16 protein-coding genes are annotated in these 17,585 nt (G+C 44.2%); 14 read left to right on the forward strand and 2 right to left on the reverse strand.

Annotation, left to right across the window (positions count from 1 at the left end; all coding sequences use genetic code 11):
• Positions 1-166 precede the first annotated feature (166 nt).
• Positions 167-637, forward strand: a complete 471-nt coding sequence (gene sixA, locus Xinn_RS02255; RefSeq protein ID WP_086956128.1) for a phosphohistidine phosphatase SixA — start codon at positions 167-169, stop codon at positions 635-637.
• Between the two features lie 39 nt (positions 638-676).
• On the opposite strand, the gene smrB is transcribed toward sixA, so the two are convergent.
• The gene (smrB, locus tag Xinn_RS02260; protein ID WP_086956129.1) at positions 677-1,219 is read right to left on the reverse strand and encodes an endonuclease SmrB; all 543 of its coding nucleotides are present in this window, start codon (positions 1,217-1,219) and stop codon (positions 677-679) included.
• Positions 1,220-1,403: 184 nt separating this feature from the next.
• On the opposite strand from smrB, the gene hutI reads away from it, so the two are divergent.
• From hutI to Xinn_RS02325, 13 genes are all read left to right on the forward strand, one after another.
• Complete coding sequence (gene hutI / locus Xinn_RS02265) at positions 1,404-2,660, forward strand: imidazolonepropionase (RefSeq protein ID WP_086956130.1); 1,257 nt, start codon at positions 1,404-1,406, stop codon at positions 2,658-2,660.
• Positions 2,661-2,676: 16 nt separating this feature from the next.
• The gene (gene hutG / locus Xinn_RS02270; RefSeq protein ID WP_086956616.1) at positions 2,677-3,636 is read left to right on the forward strand and encodes a formimidoylglutamase; all 960 of its coding nucleotides are present in this window, start codon (positions 2,677-2,679) and stop codon (positions 3,634-3,636) included.
• A 36-nt stretch (positions 3,637-3,672) separates the two neighbouring features.
• On the forward strand, positions 3,673-4,404 hold the full coding sequence (gene hutC, locus Xinn_RS02275) for a histidine utilization transcriptional repressor HutC (RefSeq protein WP_422645986.1): 732 nt from the start codon (positions 3,673-3,675) through the stop codon (positions 4,402-4,404).
• Positions 4,405-4,694: 290 nt separating this feature from the next.
• Positions 4,695-6,404, forward strand: a complete 1,710-nt coding sequence (gene hutU, locus Xinn_RS02280; RefSeq protein WP_186435672.1) for a urocanate hydratase — start codon at positions 4,695-4,697, stop codon at positions 6,402-6,404.
• A 14-nt stretch (positions 6,405-6,418) separates the two neighbouring features.
• Entirely contained in the window at positions 6,419-7,978 is a 1,560-nt protein-coding gene (gene hutH / locus Xinn_RS02285; protein ID WP_086956132.1) for a histidine ammonia-lyase, read from the forward strand.
• 78 nt (positions 7,979-8,056) lie between these two features.
• The gene (locus tag Xinn_RS02290) at positions 8,057-9,427 is read left to right on the forward strand and encodes an amino acid permease (protein ID WP_086956133.1); all 1,371 of its coding nucleotides are present in this window, start codon (positions 8,057-8,059) and stop codon (positions 9,425-9,427) included.
• Between the two features lie 194 nt (positions 9,428-9,621).
• Positions 9,622-10,554, forward strand: coding sequence for a 50S ribosomal protein L3 N(5)-glutamine methyltransferase (gene prmB / locus Xinn_RS02295; RefSeq protein WP_086956618.1), 933 nt, complete (start codon positions 9,622-9,624; stop codon positions 10,552-10,554).
• Positions 10,555-10,709: 155 nt separating this feature from the next.
• Positions 10,710-11,795 carry a chorismate synthase gene (gene aroC / locus Xinn_RS02300; protein WP_086956134.1) on the forward strand — a complete coding sequence of 362 codons (1,086 nt, stop codon included), beginning with the start codon at positions 10,710-10,712 and terminating at the stop codon, positions 11,793-11,795.
• Positions 11,796-11,873: 78 nt separating this feature from the next.
• Positions 11,874-12,674: a sulfite exporter TauE/SafE family protein gene (locus Xinn_RS02305; RefSeq protein ID WP_086956135.1), complete on the forward strand. Its 801-nt coding sequence runs from the start codon at positions 11,874-11,876 to the stop codon at positions 12,672-12,674.
• Positions 12,675-12,764: 90 nt separating this feature from the next.
• The gene (locus Xinn_RS02310; RefSeq protein WP_086956136.1) at positions 12,765-13,316 is read left to right on the forward strand and encodes an elongation factor P hydroxylase; all 552 of its coding nucleotides are present in this window, start codon (positions 12,765-12,767) and stop codon (positions 13,314-13,316) included.
• A 21-nt stretch (positions 13,317-13,337) separates the two neighbouring features.
• Positions 13,338-13,613 carry a YfcL family protein gene (locus tag Xinn_RS02315; RefSeq protein WP_086956137.1) on the forward strand — a complete coding sequence of 92 codons (276 nt, stop codon included), beginning with the start codon at positions 13,338-13,340 and terminating at the stop codon, positions 13,611-13,613.
• 622 nt (positions 13,614-14,235) lie between these two features.
• Positions 14,236-14,847, forward strand: coding sequence for a hypothetical protein (locus Xinn_RS02320; RefSeq protein WP_086956138.1), 612 nt, complete (start codon positions 14,236-14,238; stop codon positions 14,845-14,847).
• Between the two features lie 19 nt (positions 14,848-14,866).
• On the forward strand, positions 14,867-15,385 hold the full coding sequence (locus Xinn_RS02325) for a GNAT family N-acetyltransferase (protein WP_086956139.1): 519 nt from the start codon (positions 14,867-14,869) through the stop codon (positions 15,383-15,385).
• Between the two features lie 98 nt (positions 15,386-15,483).
• Here Xinn_RS02325 and mnmC read toward each other — a convergent pair whose 3' ends face one another.
• Positions 15,484-17,529 (reverse strand): bifunctional tRNA (5-methylaminomethyl-2-thiouridine)(34)-methyltransferase MnmC2/FAD-dependent 5-carboxymethylaminomethyl-2-thiouridine(34) oxidoreductase MnmC1, encoded by a 2,046-nt coding sequence (gene mnmC, locus Xinn_RS02330; RefSeq protein ID WP_086956619.1) that lies wholly within the window; start codon positions 17,527-17,529, stop codon positions 15,484-15,486.
• Between the last annotated feature and the right edge of the window lie 56 nt (positions 17,530-17,585).

Here is a 17,585-nt window from a genome sequence, read left to right on the forward strand (position 1 = left end):
TCTTTATCAAAAATTCGCTCTCAATAATATTATTTTTCTTTCGAAATGAATTACCTAAAAACAGGTAACTTTAGTTCAGTTAATTGCCTGAAAATTTCAGGGTTATTTTTGGTAGAATGAAAGTAAATATTAGAATTAGTTCTGAAATTTAACTCAATGGTGAATTATGTACGTGTTTATTATGCGTCACGGTGATGCTGCTTTTGACTCAACCAGCGATGCAACGCGGGAGTTAACGCCGCAAGGCTATCAGGAATCCCAAAAAATGGCACTTTGGCTTGAACAACAACAGCCTGAAATTGATCGTATTCTGGTTAGTCCCTATATCCGAGCGAGGCAGACCCTGCAAGTGGTTCGTGAGAGCCTGACATTACCTGATAGTGAAGAAATGTTAGAGGAGTTAACACCATCAGGGGATGCTGCACTGGTGGCAAGTTACTTGCAGGTTTTGGCGGAGCAAGGAAATAAAGCCGTTTTGTTAGTCTCTCATTTACCTTTAGTGGGCTATTTAGTATCCGAACTTTGTCCTGTGCAAGTCCCTCCGATGTTTTCGACATCAAGTATTGCCTGTGTAGAACTGGATAATCAAACACAGAAAGGCTGCCTGTTATGGCAAACCTCCCCGGCACAATTGTGATAAAGCCCTGATTAGCCCGCAGGTTAAAAGTATTGAAGCCTAACGCTGTATAAACTCATCCTGTTCTATCAAAATGAGTAATGCAGCGTTTCCTCCCCATTCTTTAGGTGCCTGATGAAAAGCAATAATATCAGGGTGTTGGGCGAGCCATAGTGGTGTTTGCTGCTTAAGAATATGCTTACCATGACCGTGCATAATACAAGCACAATAGACACTTTCACGGCGGCAGGCTGCGATTAATGCTCCAATTTCCTGTTTAGCCTGTAATTGGGTTAACCCGTGTAAATCCAGAAACAGTTCTGGAGGATAATCACCGCGCCGTAGCTTTTTCAGTTCATAATGATTCGCGCCTTCACGAACATAACGAGTCGGGCCTTCCATATCCAGATTGGGCTGAAACTCATCAGAAAAATAGTAACTGGCATCGACCTGTTCTTGTATCAGGCGCTCAGGAGCCATTTGGCTGACTTTTTTTCTTTGGGGAGAGTGTAAGACTTTATCCTGAGTAATCCGACGGGTTCCCGTTACAGACGTTCTAAATAGACTAATGTCTTCTTCATTTAATAGTTTTTTCTTCTTCATTACATACGAATTCATTAATAACTTTCGGCGATTGTACCCGATTTATTAAGATTTTGCTTCGGCGCTATATCTCAGGGTACATGCTATTCATAAAATTATTTGACAATTGTGTCTGGTTATAAAATAAATGTATATACAACATAACAACAGATAGTAACAAGAAAAAAATAACAGGACGGAAATAATGTCGATTGAACTGAAAGATACCGACATTATCTGGCGTAATGCCAGACTTGCCACAATGAACCCTACAATCAGTAACATAGATGGCAAGCATAATTACGGTATTCTGGAACACTATGATTTGATCATACGGGATGAAAAGATCCTGGCGATTCTGCCAATGGAGAGCGTGCCCGTTAACCGTTGCAAGGTGATTGATGCAGAACAGCGATTAATAACTCCCGGTCTGATTGATTGTCATACTCATCTGGTCTTTGGTGGTAATCGGGCATCAGAATGGGAACAGCGCCTGAATGGTGTTTCTTATACAGAAATCAGTGCTAAAGGCGGCGGTATTAATGCCACAGTCAATGCCACGCGGCAAAGTTCAGCTCAGCAACTGGAAATCACGGCGCAAAAACGGCTGAACGCGCTAATGGCTGAAGGTGTTACAACCATTGAAATGAAATCAGGCTATGGGCTGGATTTGGAAAATGAAGCGAAACAACTGGAAGTTGTCCAGATATTAGGCCGGAACAACCCCGTTGAAATCAGCCCGACTCTGCTTTCCGCTCACGCCGTTCCTCCCGAATATAAACATAATTCTGACGCTTATATTGATTTAGTTTGTAATACTATCCTGCCCACGCTTTGGCAAAAGCAATTATTTGAATCTGTTGATGTATTCTGCGAAAGCGTCGGATTTAGCCTCGAACAGACTAAACGAGTCTTTGATGCTGCCAGAAAATTAAATATTCCCGTCAAAGGCCATGTTGAACAGCTTTCCAATCTGGGTGGAACTGAGCTGGTTGCTGATTATCAGGGGTTATCTGTTGATCATATCGAATATCTGGATGAAAAAGGTGTTGAGGCAATTAGCCAAAGCGGAACGGTTGCGGTTTTATTACCCGGCGCATTTTATTTTTTGCAAGAAACGCAACGTCCCCCAATTAACTTATTGCGTCAATATCATGTGCCAATGGCTATTTCGACGGATTTTAATCCGGGAACCAGCCCGTTTACATCCCTGCGTATGATGATGAATATGGCTTGTGTTCAGTTTGGCCTGACACCGGAAGAAGCGTGGCAGGGTGTAACTATTCACGCGGCACGTGCATTAGGCAGAGCTGATAGCCACGGTCAGTTAGCCGCAGGTTATATGGCTGATTTTGTTGTCTGGGATGCAAAAGAACCTGTAGATATATTATACGAACTTGGGCATAACCCACTGGTTTACCGTGTTTATCGCGGCGTAATTACCCATGGTTTTTATGAATAAAAATAAGAGAGACAGCATGAAATTATGGCATCCGACATCAGAAAACATTTGGCAGGGGCGTAATGATCTGGCAGAAGCCAATAATGCCTTACGTCTGTTCCAGACGATAAAACAGCCAGCGGATTTCTCCCCTGAACAGTATCCGAATCATATTGCCTTGCTGGGTTTTGAGTGTGATGAAGGAGTAAAACTCAATCAGGGGCGAGCAGGAGCAAAATCAGGGCCTGAATATCTGCGTCAGTCACTGGCAAATATGGCAAGTCATGATGGGCATGAAGCGCTGGTGGATTTGGGCAATATCCGGGCTAATAGCGGTCAGTTAAGTGAAGCTCAAAATGCATTGAGTGATGCTGTTTATGCGTGTCAGAGTCAGAAAATGCGAACCCTCATTTTTGGCGGAGGGCATGAAACCGCATTTGCTCATGGTATGGGGATTTATCGGGCATTTCCAACCCAGCGGGTAGGAATTATTAACTTTGACGCACATTTGGATCTACGGAATGCGCCACAGGCGACATCAGGAACACCATTCCGTCAGCTTGCTGATTACTGTCATCAGCAACAGCGCTCGTTCAATTACAGTTGTGTGGGGGCCAGCCTGGCCTCAAATACACAGGCTCTGCTGGACGAAGCTAATCACCTTGATGTCACCATTATTTGGGACACTCAATGTGTTGACTCTATGTTAGATAAAGTTCAGCAACAGATACAGGATATGCTGAATCAGGCTGAAATTATCTACATGACAATTGACTTGGATGTGTTACCAATCTGGCAAATGCCGTCAGTTTCAGCTCCGGCTGCTCTGGGTGTGCCGTTGGAGCGCTTATTGTCACTGATCCAGCCTATTTGTCAGAGTAAAAAATTACAGGCTGTTGATTTGGTTGAGCTTAATCCATTGTATGATATTCAGGGTATGGGCGGTAAAGCAGCGGCCCGCCTTGCATGGCAATTAGTGCACTGGTGGAATGGATAATTGGCAGAACGTCGGGGGAGTAGAAAGGAATTTATTGTGACCATTGATTTATCAGGCAAAATAACAAAACCCGTACCTTTGTATGCGAAAGTCAAACAATCAATTATTGAGAAAATACACACAGGGGAGTGGCAACCCCATGACAGAGTTCCTTCAGAATCTGAATTAGTAAAACAATTTAATTGTAGTCGCATGACAGCAAACAGGGCATTACGGGAATTAACGGCAGAAGGGTTTTTATTCCGTTTGCAGGGAGTTGGCTCATTTGTTTCTGAGCCTAAAGGACAGTCTGCTCTGTTTGAAATTCACAGTATTGCCGATGAAATTTCGGCACGCACTCATCGTCATCACTGCAAAGTTTTGAAGCTGGCGGAAGTCACCGCCAGTGCGACTCAGGCGACAGAGCTGGGAATAACAGCCGGTACTCCTGTTTATCACTCAATTATTGTCCATTATGAAAACGATGTGCCGGTACAAATTGAGGATCGTTATGTGAATGCGTTAGCGGCACCGGAATATTTGCAACAGGATTTCCATCAACAGACTGCCCATGATTATTTATCAATGGTGGCGCCGCTTACGGAGGGAGAACATATTGTGGAAGCCGTTGCCGGTGATGCACGCTCCTGCCGTTTACTGCAAATAGAGGAAAATGCTCCCTGCTTGTTAATCAGCCGCCGAACCTGGTCGAAAGACCATATTGTTTCCAGTGCCAGATTATTATTTCCCGGTCACCGTTATAAATTAAAAGGGCGTTTTAGCTCGTGAATTGACGTTTATGATGGGTTTTTACTGTACGAAAAAATCTCCTCTTTGCTTTATGCGTAAGAGGAGAAAGTAACAAAAATGTAAAGCATGTGTGATGTAAAACGCAAAATTAGCAAAAATCCCCTACTGCCAACCCGTGAATGAATCACCAGCATCTTATTGATCTTCATTAAAAAAGAAAAATAACAGAATTATTGACTTTATCTTCGTCACATTTTTGCCTATTGAATATACATGTATATACAACTATACAGTTAATAAATTTTCATAAATATGAAAAAGGAAAAACTGTGACAATGCAAAATAATAAATTCAGTAATACGGTTATCCGTGCTCCCAGAGGAACAAAACTCACAGCAAAAAGCTGGCTGACAGAAGCGCCGCTTCGCATGCTTATGAACAACCTTGATCCTGACGTTGCAGAAAATCCCAATGAGCTGGTTGTTTATGGTGGTATTGGCCGCGCAGCCAGAAATTGGGAATGTTATGAAAAGATTGTTGAAACACTGAAAAATCTTGAGAATAACGAAACATTACTGGTTCAGTCAGGCAAGCCTGTCGGCGTTTTTAAAACACATGAGAATGCTCCCCGCGTACTGATTGCTAACTCAAATCTGGTTCCTCACTGGGCAACGTGGGAACACTTTAATGAACTGGATGCCAAAGGATTAGCGATGTACGGCCAGATGACGGCCGGAAGTTGGATCTATATCGGCAGTCAGGGGATTGTACAGGGTACTTATGAAACATTTGTCGAAGCCGGGCGTCAGCACTATAACGGTGATCTGACAGGCCGCTGGGTTCTGACTGCCGGATTAGGCGGTATGGGAGGAGCACAGCCTCTGGCTGCGACACTGGCAGGTGCTTCATCGCTGAATATTGAATGTCAGCAAAGCCGCATTGATTTTCGTTTACGCACTCGGTACGTAGATGAGCAGGCTTCGGATCTGGATGATGCGTTGGCACGTATCGAACGTTATACCCGCGAAGGTAAGGCGGTATCGATAGCATTGTGCGGTAACGCGGCAGAGATTCTGCCAGAGCTGGTTCGTCGTGGTGTTCGCCCTGATATGGTGACGGATCAAACCAGTGCTCATGATCCACTACATGGTTATTTACCGGCAGGCTGGACATGGGAAGAATATTGCCGCCGTGCTGAAACTGAGCCGGAATCTGTTGTTCAGGCTGCGAAAGCATCAATGGCTCTGCATGTCGAAGCGATGCTGGCTTTCCAGAAACAGGGCATCCCTACGTTTGATTACGGCAATAATATCAGGCAGATGGCGAAGGAAGTCGGAATCGAAAATGCTTTTGATTTCCCCGGTTTTGTGCCTGCTTATATTCGCCCGCTCTTTTGCCGTGGAATTGGCCCTTTCCGTTGGGCGGCACTTTCCGGTGATCCTCAGGATATTTATAAAACTGATGCCAAAGTAAAAGAACTACTGCCGGATGATACTCATCTGCATCGCTGGCTGGATATGGCGCGGGAGCGAATCAGCTTTCAGGGCCTGCCTGCCCGTATTTGCTGGGTAGGGTTGGGCGATCGCGCCAAATTGGGTCTGGCTTTCAATGAAATGGTTCGTACTGGCGAGCTTTCAGCACCTATCGTGATAGGACGTGACCATCTGGATTCAGGCTCAGTTGCCAGCCCTAATCGCGAAACCGAATCCATGAAAGATGGCTCTGACGCAGTATCCGACTGGCCATTGCTGAACGCTTTGCTGAATACAGCCAGCGGAGCAACATGGGTATCACTGCATCATGGTGGCGGGGTTGGTATGGGCTTCTCCCAACATTCTGGCATGGTGATTGTCTGTGATGGTTCAGATGAAGCGGCAGAACGTATTGCCCGGGTACTCCATAATGATCCGGCAACAGGCGTTATGCGTCATGCAGATGCAGGTTATGAACTGGCAATTCAATGTGCAGAAGAACAGGGTCTGAATTTACCCATGCTTAATACCCGAACAAAAGAAACTCAAGCGGCAAAAATAAAATAAGGAGCGTTATTAATATGAAATATATCACTATTCATCCGGGAAAAATGACGCTTGAAGAATTACGCCATGTCTATCAGCACCCTGTTCAAATCACGTTGGATGAACAATCTTTTCCGGCTATTGAGAGCAGTGTTGAATGTGTTAACCGTATTCTCAGTGAAAACAGAACTGCTTACGGAATTAACACGGGGTTTGGGTTACTGGCAAATACCCGAATCGCAGAACAGGATTTAGAAGAATTACAGCACTCCATTGTCACGTCACATGCGGCTGGTATCGGAGAGCCGTTGCCGGATGATATTGTCCGCCTGATGATAGTATTAAAAATTAACAGCTTAGCCCGTGGTTACTCAGGCATTCGTCTGGAAGTGATTCAGGCGCTGGTGGCATTGGTCAATGCCGAAGTTTACCCTTGTATTCCGGCTAAAGGATCGGTTGGGGCTTCTGGTGATTTAGCTCCGTTGGCACATATGAGCCTGTTATTGCTGGGTGAAGGTAAAGCGCGTTACCGAGGGGAGTGGCTGCCAGCAAAAGAAGCACTGGCAAAAGCAGGTCTTCAGCCACTTAAACTGGTCGCAAAAGAGGGGCTGGCGTTACTGAACGGTACTCAGACTTCAACAGCATTTGCCTTGAAAGGATTGTTAGCGGCCGAGGAGCTACTGGCATCAGCCATTATTTGTGGCGCTTTATCGGTTGAAGCGGCTCTGGGTTCCCGTAAGCCATTTGATGCACGTATTCATGAAGTCCGTGGACAGCAGGGGCAAATTGATGTCGCAGCTTTATACCGCTTTGTACTGGGAGAGCAAAGTGGCATTTCAGCTTCCCACGAGAACTGTCCGAAAGTTCAGGACCCTTATTCATTGCGTTGTCAGCCTCAGGTAATGGGAGCCTGCCTGACCCAAATCCGTCACGCTGCTGATGTCATCATGGTTGAAGCCAATGCCGTTTCTGATAATCCACTGGTTTTCACCGAACAGGATGAAGTCATTTCCGGCGGGAATTTCCATGCTGAACCGATAGCAATGGCATCGGATAATCTGGCTCTTGCTCTGGCGGAAATTGGAGCACTGGCAGAACGGCGGATTGCGCTGCTGATGGATAGCAATATGTCTCAGTTACCGCCGTTTCTGGTCAAAAACAGCGGGGTGAATTCCGGTTTTATGATTGCTCAGGTAACGGCTGCTGCTCTGGCAAGCGAAAACAAAGCGTTGGCTCATCCTTCCAGTGTTGATAGCCTGCCGACTTCAGCGAATCAGGAAGATCACGTTTCTATGGCTCCGGCAGCAGGTCGTCGCTTGTGGGAAATGGCGGATAACGTCAGAGGCATTCTGGCAATTGAGTGGCTGACGGCATGTCAGGGCATCGATTTTCGCGAAGGATTAAAGAGTAGCCCGACGCTGGAAAAAGCCCGCCATATCCTCCGTAATAAAGTGAAGTATTACGATAAAGATCGTTTTTTCTCACCGGATATTGAAGCCGCCATTCAGTTATTGGCTGAACAGCAACTTTCTGCACTATTACCGACAGATAAGATCCTGCCAATTGGTAATATCCTGAAAAACCACATAAACTAAATCGTCTGAAGGCCGGTTTTCCCGGCCTTATCGTTGTATTTATCTTTCATCTAATAATAAAAGAAATAGGGATAAATCATGCAAAACACCTCACAACTCAAGCGTGGGCTAAGTGTTCGTCATATTCGGTTTATGGCATTGGGGTCGGCAATAGGTACCGGGCTTTTTTATGGTTCTGCGGGAGCCATTCAGGCCGCGGGGCCTGCGGTATTGCTGGCGTATATTATTGGTGGTGCAGCTGTCTTTATGGTGATGCGGGCATTAGGAGAAATGGCGGTTCATAATCCTGTGCCCGGCTCATTCTCCCACTATGCCAGCCATTATCTGGGGCCGTTGGCAGGCTTTCTGACCGGATGGACTTATGTCTTTGAAATGTTGGTTGTCTGTCTGGCGGATGTCACCGCATTTGGCCTCTATATGAAATTCTGGTTTCCCCATGTTGAACAATGGATCTGGGTTCTTGGTATCGTCTTGTTTATCGGAGCAATAAACCTGTGCAACGTTAAAGTTTTTGGTGAAATGGAGTTCTGGCTTTCCATCATCAAAGTGGTTGCGATCATTGCTATGATAGTCGCTGGTCTGTACATCATGATGTTTGGATTTGGTCAGGAAGCGGGCCACGCTGCTGGTTTGTCAAATCTGTGGGAACACGGCGGCTTTATGCCGAATGGTATTGCCGGGATTATTGCTTCATTTACGGTTGTTATGTTTGCATTCGGTGGTATTGAAGTTATCGGCATTACCGCCAGTGAAGCGAAAAATCCGGCATATTCTATCCCGCGGGCTATCAATGCCGTTCCAGTGCGTATTCTGTTGTTTTACGTTCTTACCCTGTTTGTCCTGATGTGTATTTATCCGTGGGATCAGGTGGGTCAGAATGGCAGTCCGTTTGTTCAGATTTTTTCCAGCCTGCACTTCGACTATGCCGCTCATGTTCTGAATATTGTTGTTATCACCGCAGCAATTTCAGCCATAAACAGCGATATTTTTGGTGCTGGTCGGATGATGTATGGCATGGCGCAGAAAAAGCAGGCTCCCTCTGCTTTCACTGAACTGACGAAACATGGTGTGCCGTGGGTTACTGTACTGGCTATGTCAGGCGTTCTGTTGATCGGTGTTGCGTTGAATTATTGGTTGCCTGAAGAAATCTTTTTGATTATTGCTTCCATTGCAACGTTTGCCACGGTGTGGGTATGGCTGATGATACTGTTGTCACAATATATCATGCGTCGCAAAATGCCTGCGGAAGAAGCCCGCCAGCTAAAATTCCCGGTTCCGTTCTGGCCGATAGCTCCAGCTCTGACAATCGCATTTATGGCGTTCATCATAGTCGTGCTGGGTTATTTCCCTCATACGCGCGTTGCGTTATATGTGGGAATTGGCTGGATAGCGTTACTGACAGTCAGTTATTTCTTGTGGGTGAAAAAATCGGGCGAGAAAAAGGTCTGAGTAATAAAATAGCCTGAGTAATAAAATAGATAGAGATAATGAAAGCCATCTTGCCATAACAGGGTGGCTTTCCTGTTTTTGTCGATCTTACATATACTTTTCATCTGAAATAATTCACATGCTCAGATTGCTGATTTGTGGCGGGGATCGTGGCAAACTAGCGGACTTAACATTTTTGAGGTTTAGAGGTGCTTGTGGATAAGATTTTTGTAGATGAAGCCGTTGCGGAGCTGCATACCATTCAGGATATGCTGCGCTGGGCAACCAGCCGTTTCAGTGCAGCCGGTATCTTTTATGGTCATGGGACAGATAACCCGTGGGATGAGGCTTTGCAATTGGTTCTGCCAACATTGCACCTGCCTATCGATATACCAGAAAATATGATGGCATCCCGCCTGACAACAACAGAGCGTCACCATATCGCTGAATGTGTTCAGCGTCGTATCAACGAGCGTATTCCGATCGCTTACCTGACTAACCGGGCTTGGTTCTGTGGGCACGAGTTCTATGTTGATGATCGCGTTCTGGTGCCGCGTTCACCCATTGGTGAGCTGATTAATAATCAATTTGCAGGGTTACTCTCACAGGAGCCATCCACCATTCTTGATCTGTGTACCGGAAGTGGTTGTATTGCAATTGCCTGTGCTCATGCTTTCCCTGAAGCAGAAGTTGATGCGGTTGATATTTCCGCAGATGCTTTAGCTGTGACAGAACAGAATATTGAAAACCATGCTCTGCTACATCGCGTCATACCAATCCGCTCTGATATGTTCCGCGATATGCCTCCGATGAAATACGATCTGATCGTGACTAATCCACCTTATGTGGATGAAGAAGATATGAATGATCTGCCGGATGAATTTCATCGTGAACCGGAACTGGGTTTAGCTGCGGGAGTGGATGGATTGGATCTGGTGCGCCGTATTCTTGCAACCGCGCCGGATTTCCTGACAGAAGAGGGTGCGCTGATATGTGAAGTCGGTAATAGCATGGTTCACCTGATTGGGCAGTATCCTGACGTACCATTCACATGGCTTGAGTTTGAACATGGTGGTGCTGGCGTCTTTATGCTGACACGCAGCCAGCTCGTGGAATATCACGAACATTTTCAGCAGTTCAAAGATTAAAGTTTAACACTCAATATTAAGCACAATGGTTAAAGTGTTCTTTATCACATTTAAGTGAAATAAAGCTGATGAAATAAATTATGCTTTAACCATTTGTTAGTTTATTGTTATTCAACATCTAATCTTAATACATAAAAAATAATGGCAGGGTAGGTATGGCAGGAAACAGTATTGGGCAGTTTTTCCGTGTTACTACATTTGGTGAATCACACGGTCTTGCATTGGGGGGGATTGTTGATGGTGTCCCTCCGGGTATTGCTATTACGGAAGCCGATTTGCAGATTGATCTGGACAGGCGTCGCCCCGGAACTTCCCGCTATACCACTCAGCGTCGTGAACCCGATGAGGTTCGCATTCTTTCAGGTGTTTTTGAAGGAGTGACGACCGGAACCAGTATTGGGTTATTTATTGAAAACACCGATCAACGCTCACAAGATTACAGTGCGATTAAAGACGTTTTTCGTCCCGGTCATGCAGATTACACTTACGAACAAAAATATGGATTGCGCGATTATCGCGGCGGTGGTCGTTCATCTGCCCGTGAAACTGCAATTCGTGTTGCTGCGGGAGCGATAGCCAAAAAATATTTATTCGAAAAACAGGGTATCCGAATCCGTGCCTGCCTGACTCAGATGGGCGATATTCATTGCGAAATGAAAGATTGGGATCTTGTTGAGCAGAACCCATTTTTCTGCCCTGATGAAAGTAAACTGACTCAGCTTGATGAATTATTGCGTGCCCTGAAAAAAGAAGGGGATTCCATTGGTGCCAGAGTCACGGTTGTTGCTGAAAATGTTCCGGCTGGGTTGGGAGAACCGGTTTTTGACCGTCTGGATGCCGATATTGCCCATGCAATGATGAGTATTAATGCTGTGAAAGGTGTGGAAATCGGCGATGGTTTTGGCGTTGTTGGTTTACGGGGCAGCGAAAACAGGGATGAAATCACCTCACAGGGCTTTACCAGTAACCATGCGGGCGGCATTCTGGGTGGGATCAGCAGTAGCCAGCCTATTATTGCTCACATTGCTTTGAAGCCGACATCCAGCATTATGGTTTCGGGCAAAACGGTTAATCGACAGGGTGAAGAAGTTGATATGGTGACCCGGGGGCGGCATGACCCTTGCGTTGGTATCCGGGCTGTGCCTATTGCAGAGGCAATGATGGCGATTGTTCTGATGGATCATCTGTTGCGCCAGAGAGCACAATGCGCAGATGTGGTGCCTTCCCTTCCAAGTTGGTGAGCCAGAGCAGGTGGTAATACAAACTGGTGCCGAAAGACATCATAAAATTAAATACGCAGTTTTCTGGTGAAATCAATCATGGAATGGTCATTACTGAGTCCGGAAATTTATGGTTTTCTCTTTTTGGTTGCTCTGGTAGCAGGTTTTATCGATTCAATCGCTGGCGGCGGCGGGCTATTAACTATTCCCGCGTTATTATCAACAGGCATCACGCCGGTGCAGGCTCTGGCAACCGGGAAACTTCAGGCTGTAGGGAGTTCACTGTCTGCCAGCCTGTATTTTGTCCGCCGAGGCATAGTAAATCTGCGTTCTCAACGGTTTGCTATCACGATGACGGTTCTGGGTGGTATGTCAGGTGCATTGCTGGTTCAGTTCGTATCACCGGATTTATTGCGTTATGCCCTGCCGATTCTGGTGATGATTATCGGTCTTTACTTCTTGTTAGTACCGAATATAGGCACTGAAGATCGGCAGCGTCGTTTGGGGCCGGTTGCATTTGGTTGTCTTGCCGGGGGTGGAATTGGATTTTACGATGGGGTATTTGGGCCGGGAACAGGTTCTTTTCTGGCACTTTCTTACGTCATGTTGTGTGGCTACAATCTGGCGAAGGCGACTGCACATGCGAAGGTACTGAATTGCGCCGCTAATCTCGGGGCATTGGTTTTCTTTATTCTTGGCGGGCAGGTTTTATGGCTGCTGGGTTTTGTTATGTTGGCTGGTCAGATGATTGGAGCACGTTTAGGAGCGGGGTTAGTCTTAAGTAAGGGACAGAAATTGATTCGTCCAATGCTGGTAACTATCTCTTTTTTAATGAGCATCAAATTGCTCCACGAACAGCATGGTGAAACTATCCGTTCCTGGCTGGCATTTTATTTTTAATTTTATATCCGTCTTCTTTCGGGTTGTCCCTTTGCCGCAACTCGAAAGTTATTGAGTATAGTATATTAATTTTTAGGATTGTATTAATAAATGGCTGGACATCATTATCAACAACTAATTGAAATATTTGATAATTGCTTTAGCGATGACTATAACACCCGTTTGATAAAAGGTGATGATGAGCCAATTTATCTACCCGCAGATGATAAAGCAGTTTATAACCGGGTCGTGTTTGCCCACGGTTTTTACGCCAGTGGGTTACACGAAATTTCCCATTGGTGTATTGCAGGCACAGAGCGTCGCAAATTAGTTGATTTTGGTTATTGGTATTGCCCCGATGGCCGCGATGCTCAGACTCAGGCTGAATTTGAGAAAGTAGAAATTAAACCTCAGGCCTTAGAGTGGCTATTCTGTACAGCCGCCGGTTTTCCGTTCAACATTAGTTGCGATAATCTGGAGGGTGATTTCGAACCAGATCGTTTCGCTTTTCAGCGGAAAGTTCATGCTCAGGTCATTGCATACCTTGAAAATGGTATTCCTCTGCGTGCAGCACGCTTTATTCGTGCCCTGCAATCGTTTTACAATACCCCCCCACTAAAGGCGGAACATTTTCCTGACCCGGAAAACCCTTTTGCCAACTGATTTGATTTTTGAGGAAAAACAATGCTCGCAGAGTTTGAAACACGCATTCTGGCACATATAGATGACATGGTTGAATATGCCAGTGATGATGAATTATTTGCTGGTGGATATCTCCGCGGGCATCTGACATTAGCTGTTGCTGAACTGGAACAGGAAGGTGCCAATACTATTGAACAGCTTCATCAGCGTGTCGAGGAAAGCGTTCAGAAAGCAATTAAGGCGGGTGAATTGACACCACCAGATCAGGTTTTGATTTTATCAACCTGGAATAAACTACTGGATAGTGCGAGAGCATAATAATTTATTGCACTATTTTGAGGGTTGTTTTACAGCCCTCTATTTTCAGATTTGGATAAAGTAATTATTACCTTTTCAATATATATAATGGGTTTCGAGTGGGACTATTCCTTTACTACTACGATGTAATACAACCTCATTGAGTATACATAAAATTGCGTAGTGGTTCGCAATTAGCTACAAATAAAATATATTTGGAAATACTTATTGTTATTTTATGAATGAAATAAGGTAAGATTATTGAGCTGTAATAATTATAGGGCTTTTCATAATAGTGAGAGTTTTTAAAATGAAGCGTCCTTATCCCACGCGGTGCACGGGATAAGGGATACTCCTGTCATTTTGAATCGCTATTTAATTTTAATGCAATAAAGTTATATATCAGCGTAATTTACTTTTATGTGTAATTCATAAATCTTTATATTGTTAGTTGAACGAGTGATGATTTAATAAATTAATGATGATAAGGTTTATCAGGTCATGATGAATTAAAATATTTTTGATTAATTGGTTGTTTTATCAGTTTTAACGTGTAGTAAAACGTTCGGTACTTTAGAAAGTATGGATATAAATTCTCTGTAATAAGTACAGAGTAGAAAAAGGATGTTTCGGAGGTCGTACCATGAGGATTGAGGGCAGTGCTGTTCAAGGTGAATATGGATATTACAATGAACAAAATAAAAATTTTTTGTTACCTGAATCAATAAGTTTTAGTACTTCCAATCTGACAGGGAGAAAGGAAATGAATGTAATGTTAGAAAAACGATTTGAAAATATGGAGACAGATGTTTCACAACTAAAAGTAGATGTAACACAGCTAAAAACCGATGTCACAGAGCTAAAGTCAGACGTAACACAACTAAAAACCGATGTCACAGAGCTAAAGTCAGACGTAACACAACTAAAAACCGATGTCACAGAGCTAAAGTCAGACGTAACACAGCTAAAATCAGATGTAAAAGAGTTAAAGTCAGACGTAACGCAGTTAAAAACCGATGTGACAGAACTAAAAATAGATGTGGGGATTATAAAAAAGACCTATGCAACCAAGGCGGATATTGAGTCAGTAAAGGTACTCATTCATAATGAGATTGCATCTGTAAATAGGGAAATGTCATCTATACATAAGGCACTATTAGAGAAAATAGCATCTCAGACAAAATGGATGGTAACAATAATGTTTGGTTTTTCTGGTATTATTATTGCCGCAATGAAATTGATGCTCCCATCCTGATTAATGACTAAGGAGTGTTATGTTTACTATTCGGCCAGCACAGGTGTCAGATATAAATCAATTAGCCATAATTGAGCATTCCGCTGCACAATTATTTCGTTTGATACCTGAATTATTCTGGATTGCTGATGGGCATGTACAGACTGAAAAACAACACTTAGCTTATATTGTACAAAACAATAGCTGGGTAGCGTTGGATAATAATGGCGTTCCTGTAGGTTTTATTCTGGCCAAATCTCTGGATGGTGGATTGCATATTGTTGAACTGTCTGTGCATGGGAATTGGCAAAGAAAAGGTATAGGCAAGGCATTAATGGAAACAGTTATTCAGGTGGCAGAAAATCGCCGATTAAAGTCTGTAACTTTAACAACTTTCCGGCACGTCATCTGGAATGCACCTTTTTACCAAAAGCTGGGGTTTTCTATCTTGGAGTCACAGGATATGAGTGAAGAATTACAACAGATTTTACAAGATGAAATTGAGTATGGTTTTTCGGCACAACAGCGTTGTGCCATGAAGCGTACCATCATTATATGAAAGAAGTGCAATTCAATTATTGATAACTTCCCCAATCACATAACCTATCTACGTGACTGGAGATTGATTTTCTTATTGTCGAATAATATCAGTGTAAGTTAGGGCTTTTCGATTTTTACCTTTTTGCCGCGTAACAGCTTTCTGACCCAAAAGCGGTTAGGGTTTAATGCTGCTAATGTTTCATTATCGAGAGGCAGGGCCTCACCAAAAATTTGTCCTGCGAGTAACTCAGCACATAGAGGGGCAGAGCACAAGCCTCGAGACCCTAACGCACCAATAACAAACAGATCAGAATAGCAGGGAGTATCGTCTATTTTCTCACCGGCCTGCATTTGTAAAGGTAAGTTGGCATATCTTTCCATAATCTCATTGAGAATAGGCACATTACCAACCATTGGCATATGATCCCGAATGACACATCGTATTCCCTGACGGGATTTATCCTCTGAAATATCGATTTGCTTTACCCATGCCACATCGGGAAAACATTTGAGTAATCGATCTCGGTTTTCTTGTTGTTCGATAGGAGAATACTCAGTATTTAGCAAATTACGCTGATAACTTGCGCCAATGCAGTGGTATTGATTCTGTGGATTGACCGGCGTCATGTAACCATCGTAACACAAGACACTTTTTAGCTGGCTGAGGAGTTTAGTTGTTGGAATATGGCTGACCTGCCCACGCACAGCGGTAACGGGCAGTTTTTCAGTTTGCTTAAATTGTGGCAGGCAATGTCCATTGGCAATGATAACCACTTTATGGTTTTTAACCTGCATTTGCCCCTGATGTTCAATATGCAGTTGCCAGCCGTTTTCATGTTGAGTCAGACGCATTATTTTATGGTTGAAGAGCGTACACATACCAAGTTGTTGTGCAAGCTTGATGGCTTCCTGAGTCAATTGCCCCGGATAGAGCCATCCACCTTGTGGGTAGTGAACACCATGATAATTGACATCCAGCCCACTCATCTGACTAAGCTGCTGGCGATCCATCCCAATAGCAATTTCCTCCGGCCATGTAGTTTCCAGTATGGCGGAGATTTTTTTATCCGTTTTTTCATCATAGGCGAGTTGGCTGACTCCGCCCCATTGGTGATCAAATAATACTCCCTGATAAGTCAGGTGATCGTACTGGCGACGGGCAAAGGTAAATGCTGAGGTAAAAAAACGTTCTAATGGGTCATTCTGACCATTCAGTAAGGGATATAATGCCCCCTGCTGATTACCTGATGCATTCAGTGCCGGTTGTTCATCCTGACAATATAAAGTAACTTTTGCACCCCGACGCAGCAAAGACAATGCCGTAAATGCACTGGCAATACCTCCGCCTATGATGGCAATATCATCAGTACACGTTGCACTCTGGCGGGTAAACCAGGGCGTATCGGAGCTGAAAGGGGGAATATCTGGATGTAAAGAGCCAATCAACATCTCTCTTTTACGTCCGAATCCTTTTATTTTTTTGACATCAAAACCCGCTTCCTGTAACCCCCGACGTACTAAACCGGCGGATGTAAATGTCGCAAATGTGCCTTCCGGGCGGGAGAATTTTGCCATAGAAGTGAACAGTTGTTCGCTCCACATTTGCGGATTTTTGGATGGGGCAAAACCATCTAAAAACCACGCATCAACTTTGCCGTTCAGGCCGGAAGTTATCTCAGGTAATAGCTCATTTACATCACCAAACCAAAGATCCAGTGTAATCGCACCATTATCCAGAATTAATCGGTGACAACCTGAGAGGGGCAAAGGCCATTGCTGACATAATTCTTCAGAAAATGGCTGAAGTTCTGGCCAGCGCTGATGGGCATTTTTTAGGTCTGAGGTTTTTAATGGATACTTTTCAAAACTAATGTAATGCAGTCTTTTTAATGTGGCATTCGGTGACTGCTGCCTGAAAGCGGAGAAAGCGCGCCAGAGCGCCAGAAAATTTAACCCTGTACCAAATCCTGTTTCGGCGATAACGCAATCACAACGGGGGTGAGTGTTAAAACGCTGAGGAAAATGATTGCCTTTCAAAAATACATATACAGTTTCTTCCAACCCGTCTTGATTTGAAAAATAAACATCATCAAACTGCTCAGAAATAGGTGTGCCCTGTTCATTCCAGCTTAGGGTTGCGCTACTGATAGCACTGTTTTTCACGATACTGTTTTTCAAAATAAGACCTGTATTTTTGCGAAGAGTAATAGGGGATTTTA

The sequence above is a fragment of the Xenorhabdus innexi genome, assembly GCF_002632485.1.
GTDB classification, from domain to species: Bacteria; Pseudomonadota; Gammaproteobacteria; order Enterobacterales; family Enterobacteriaceae; genus Xenorhabdus; species Xenorhabdus innexi.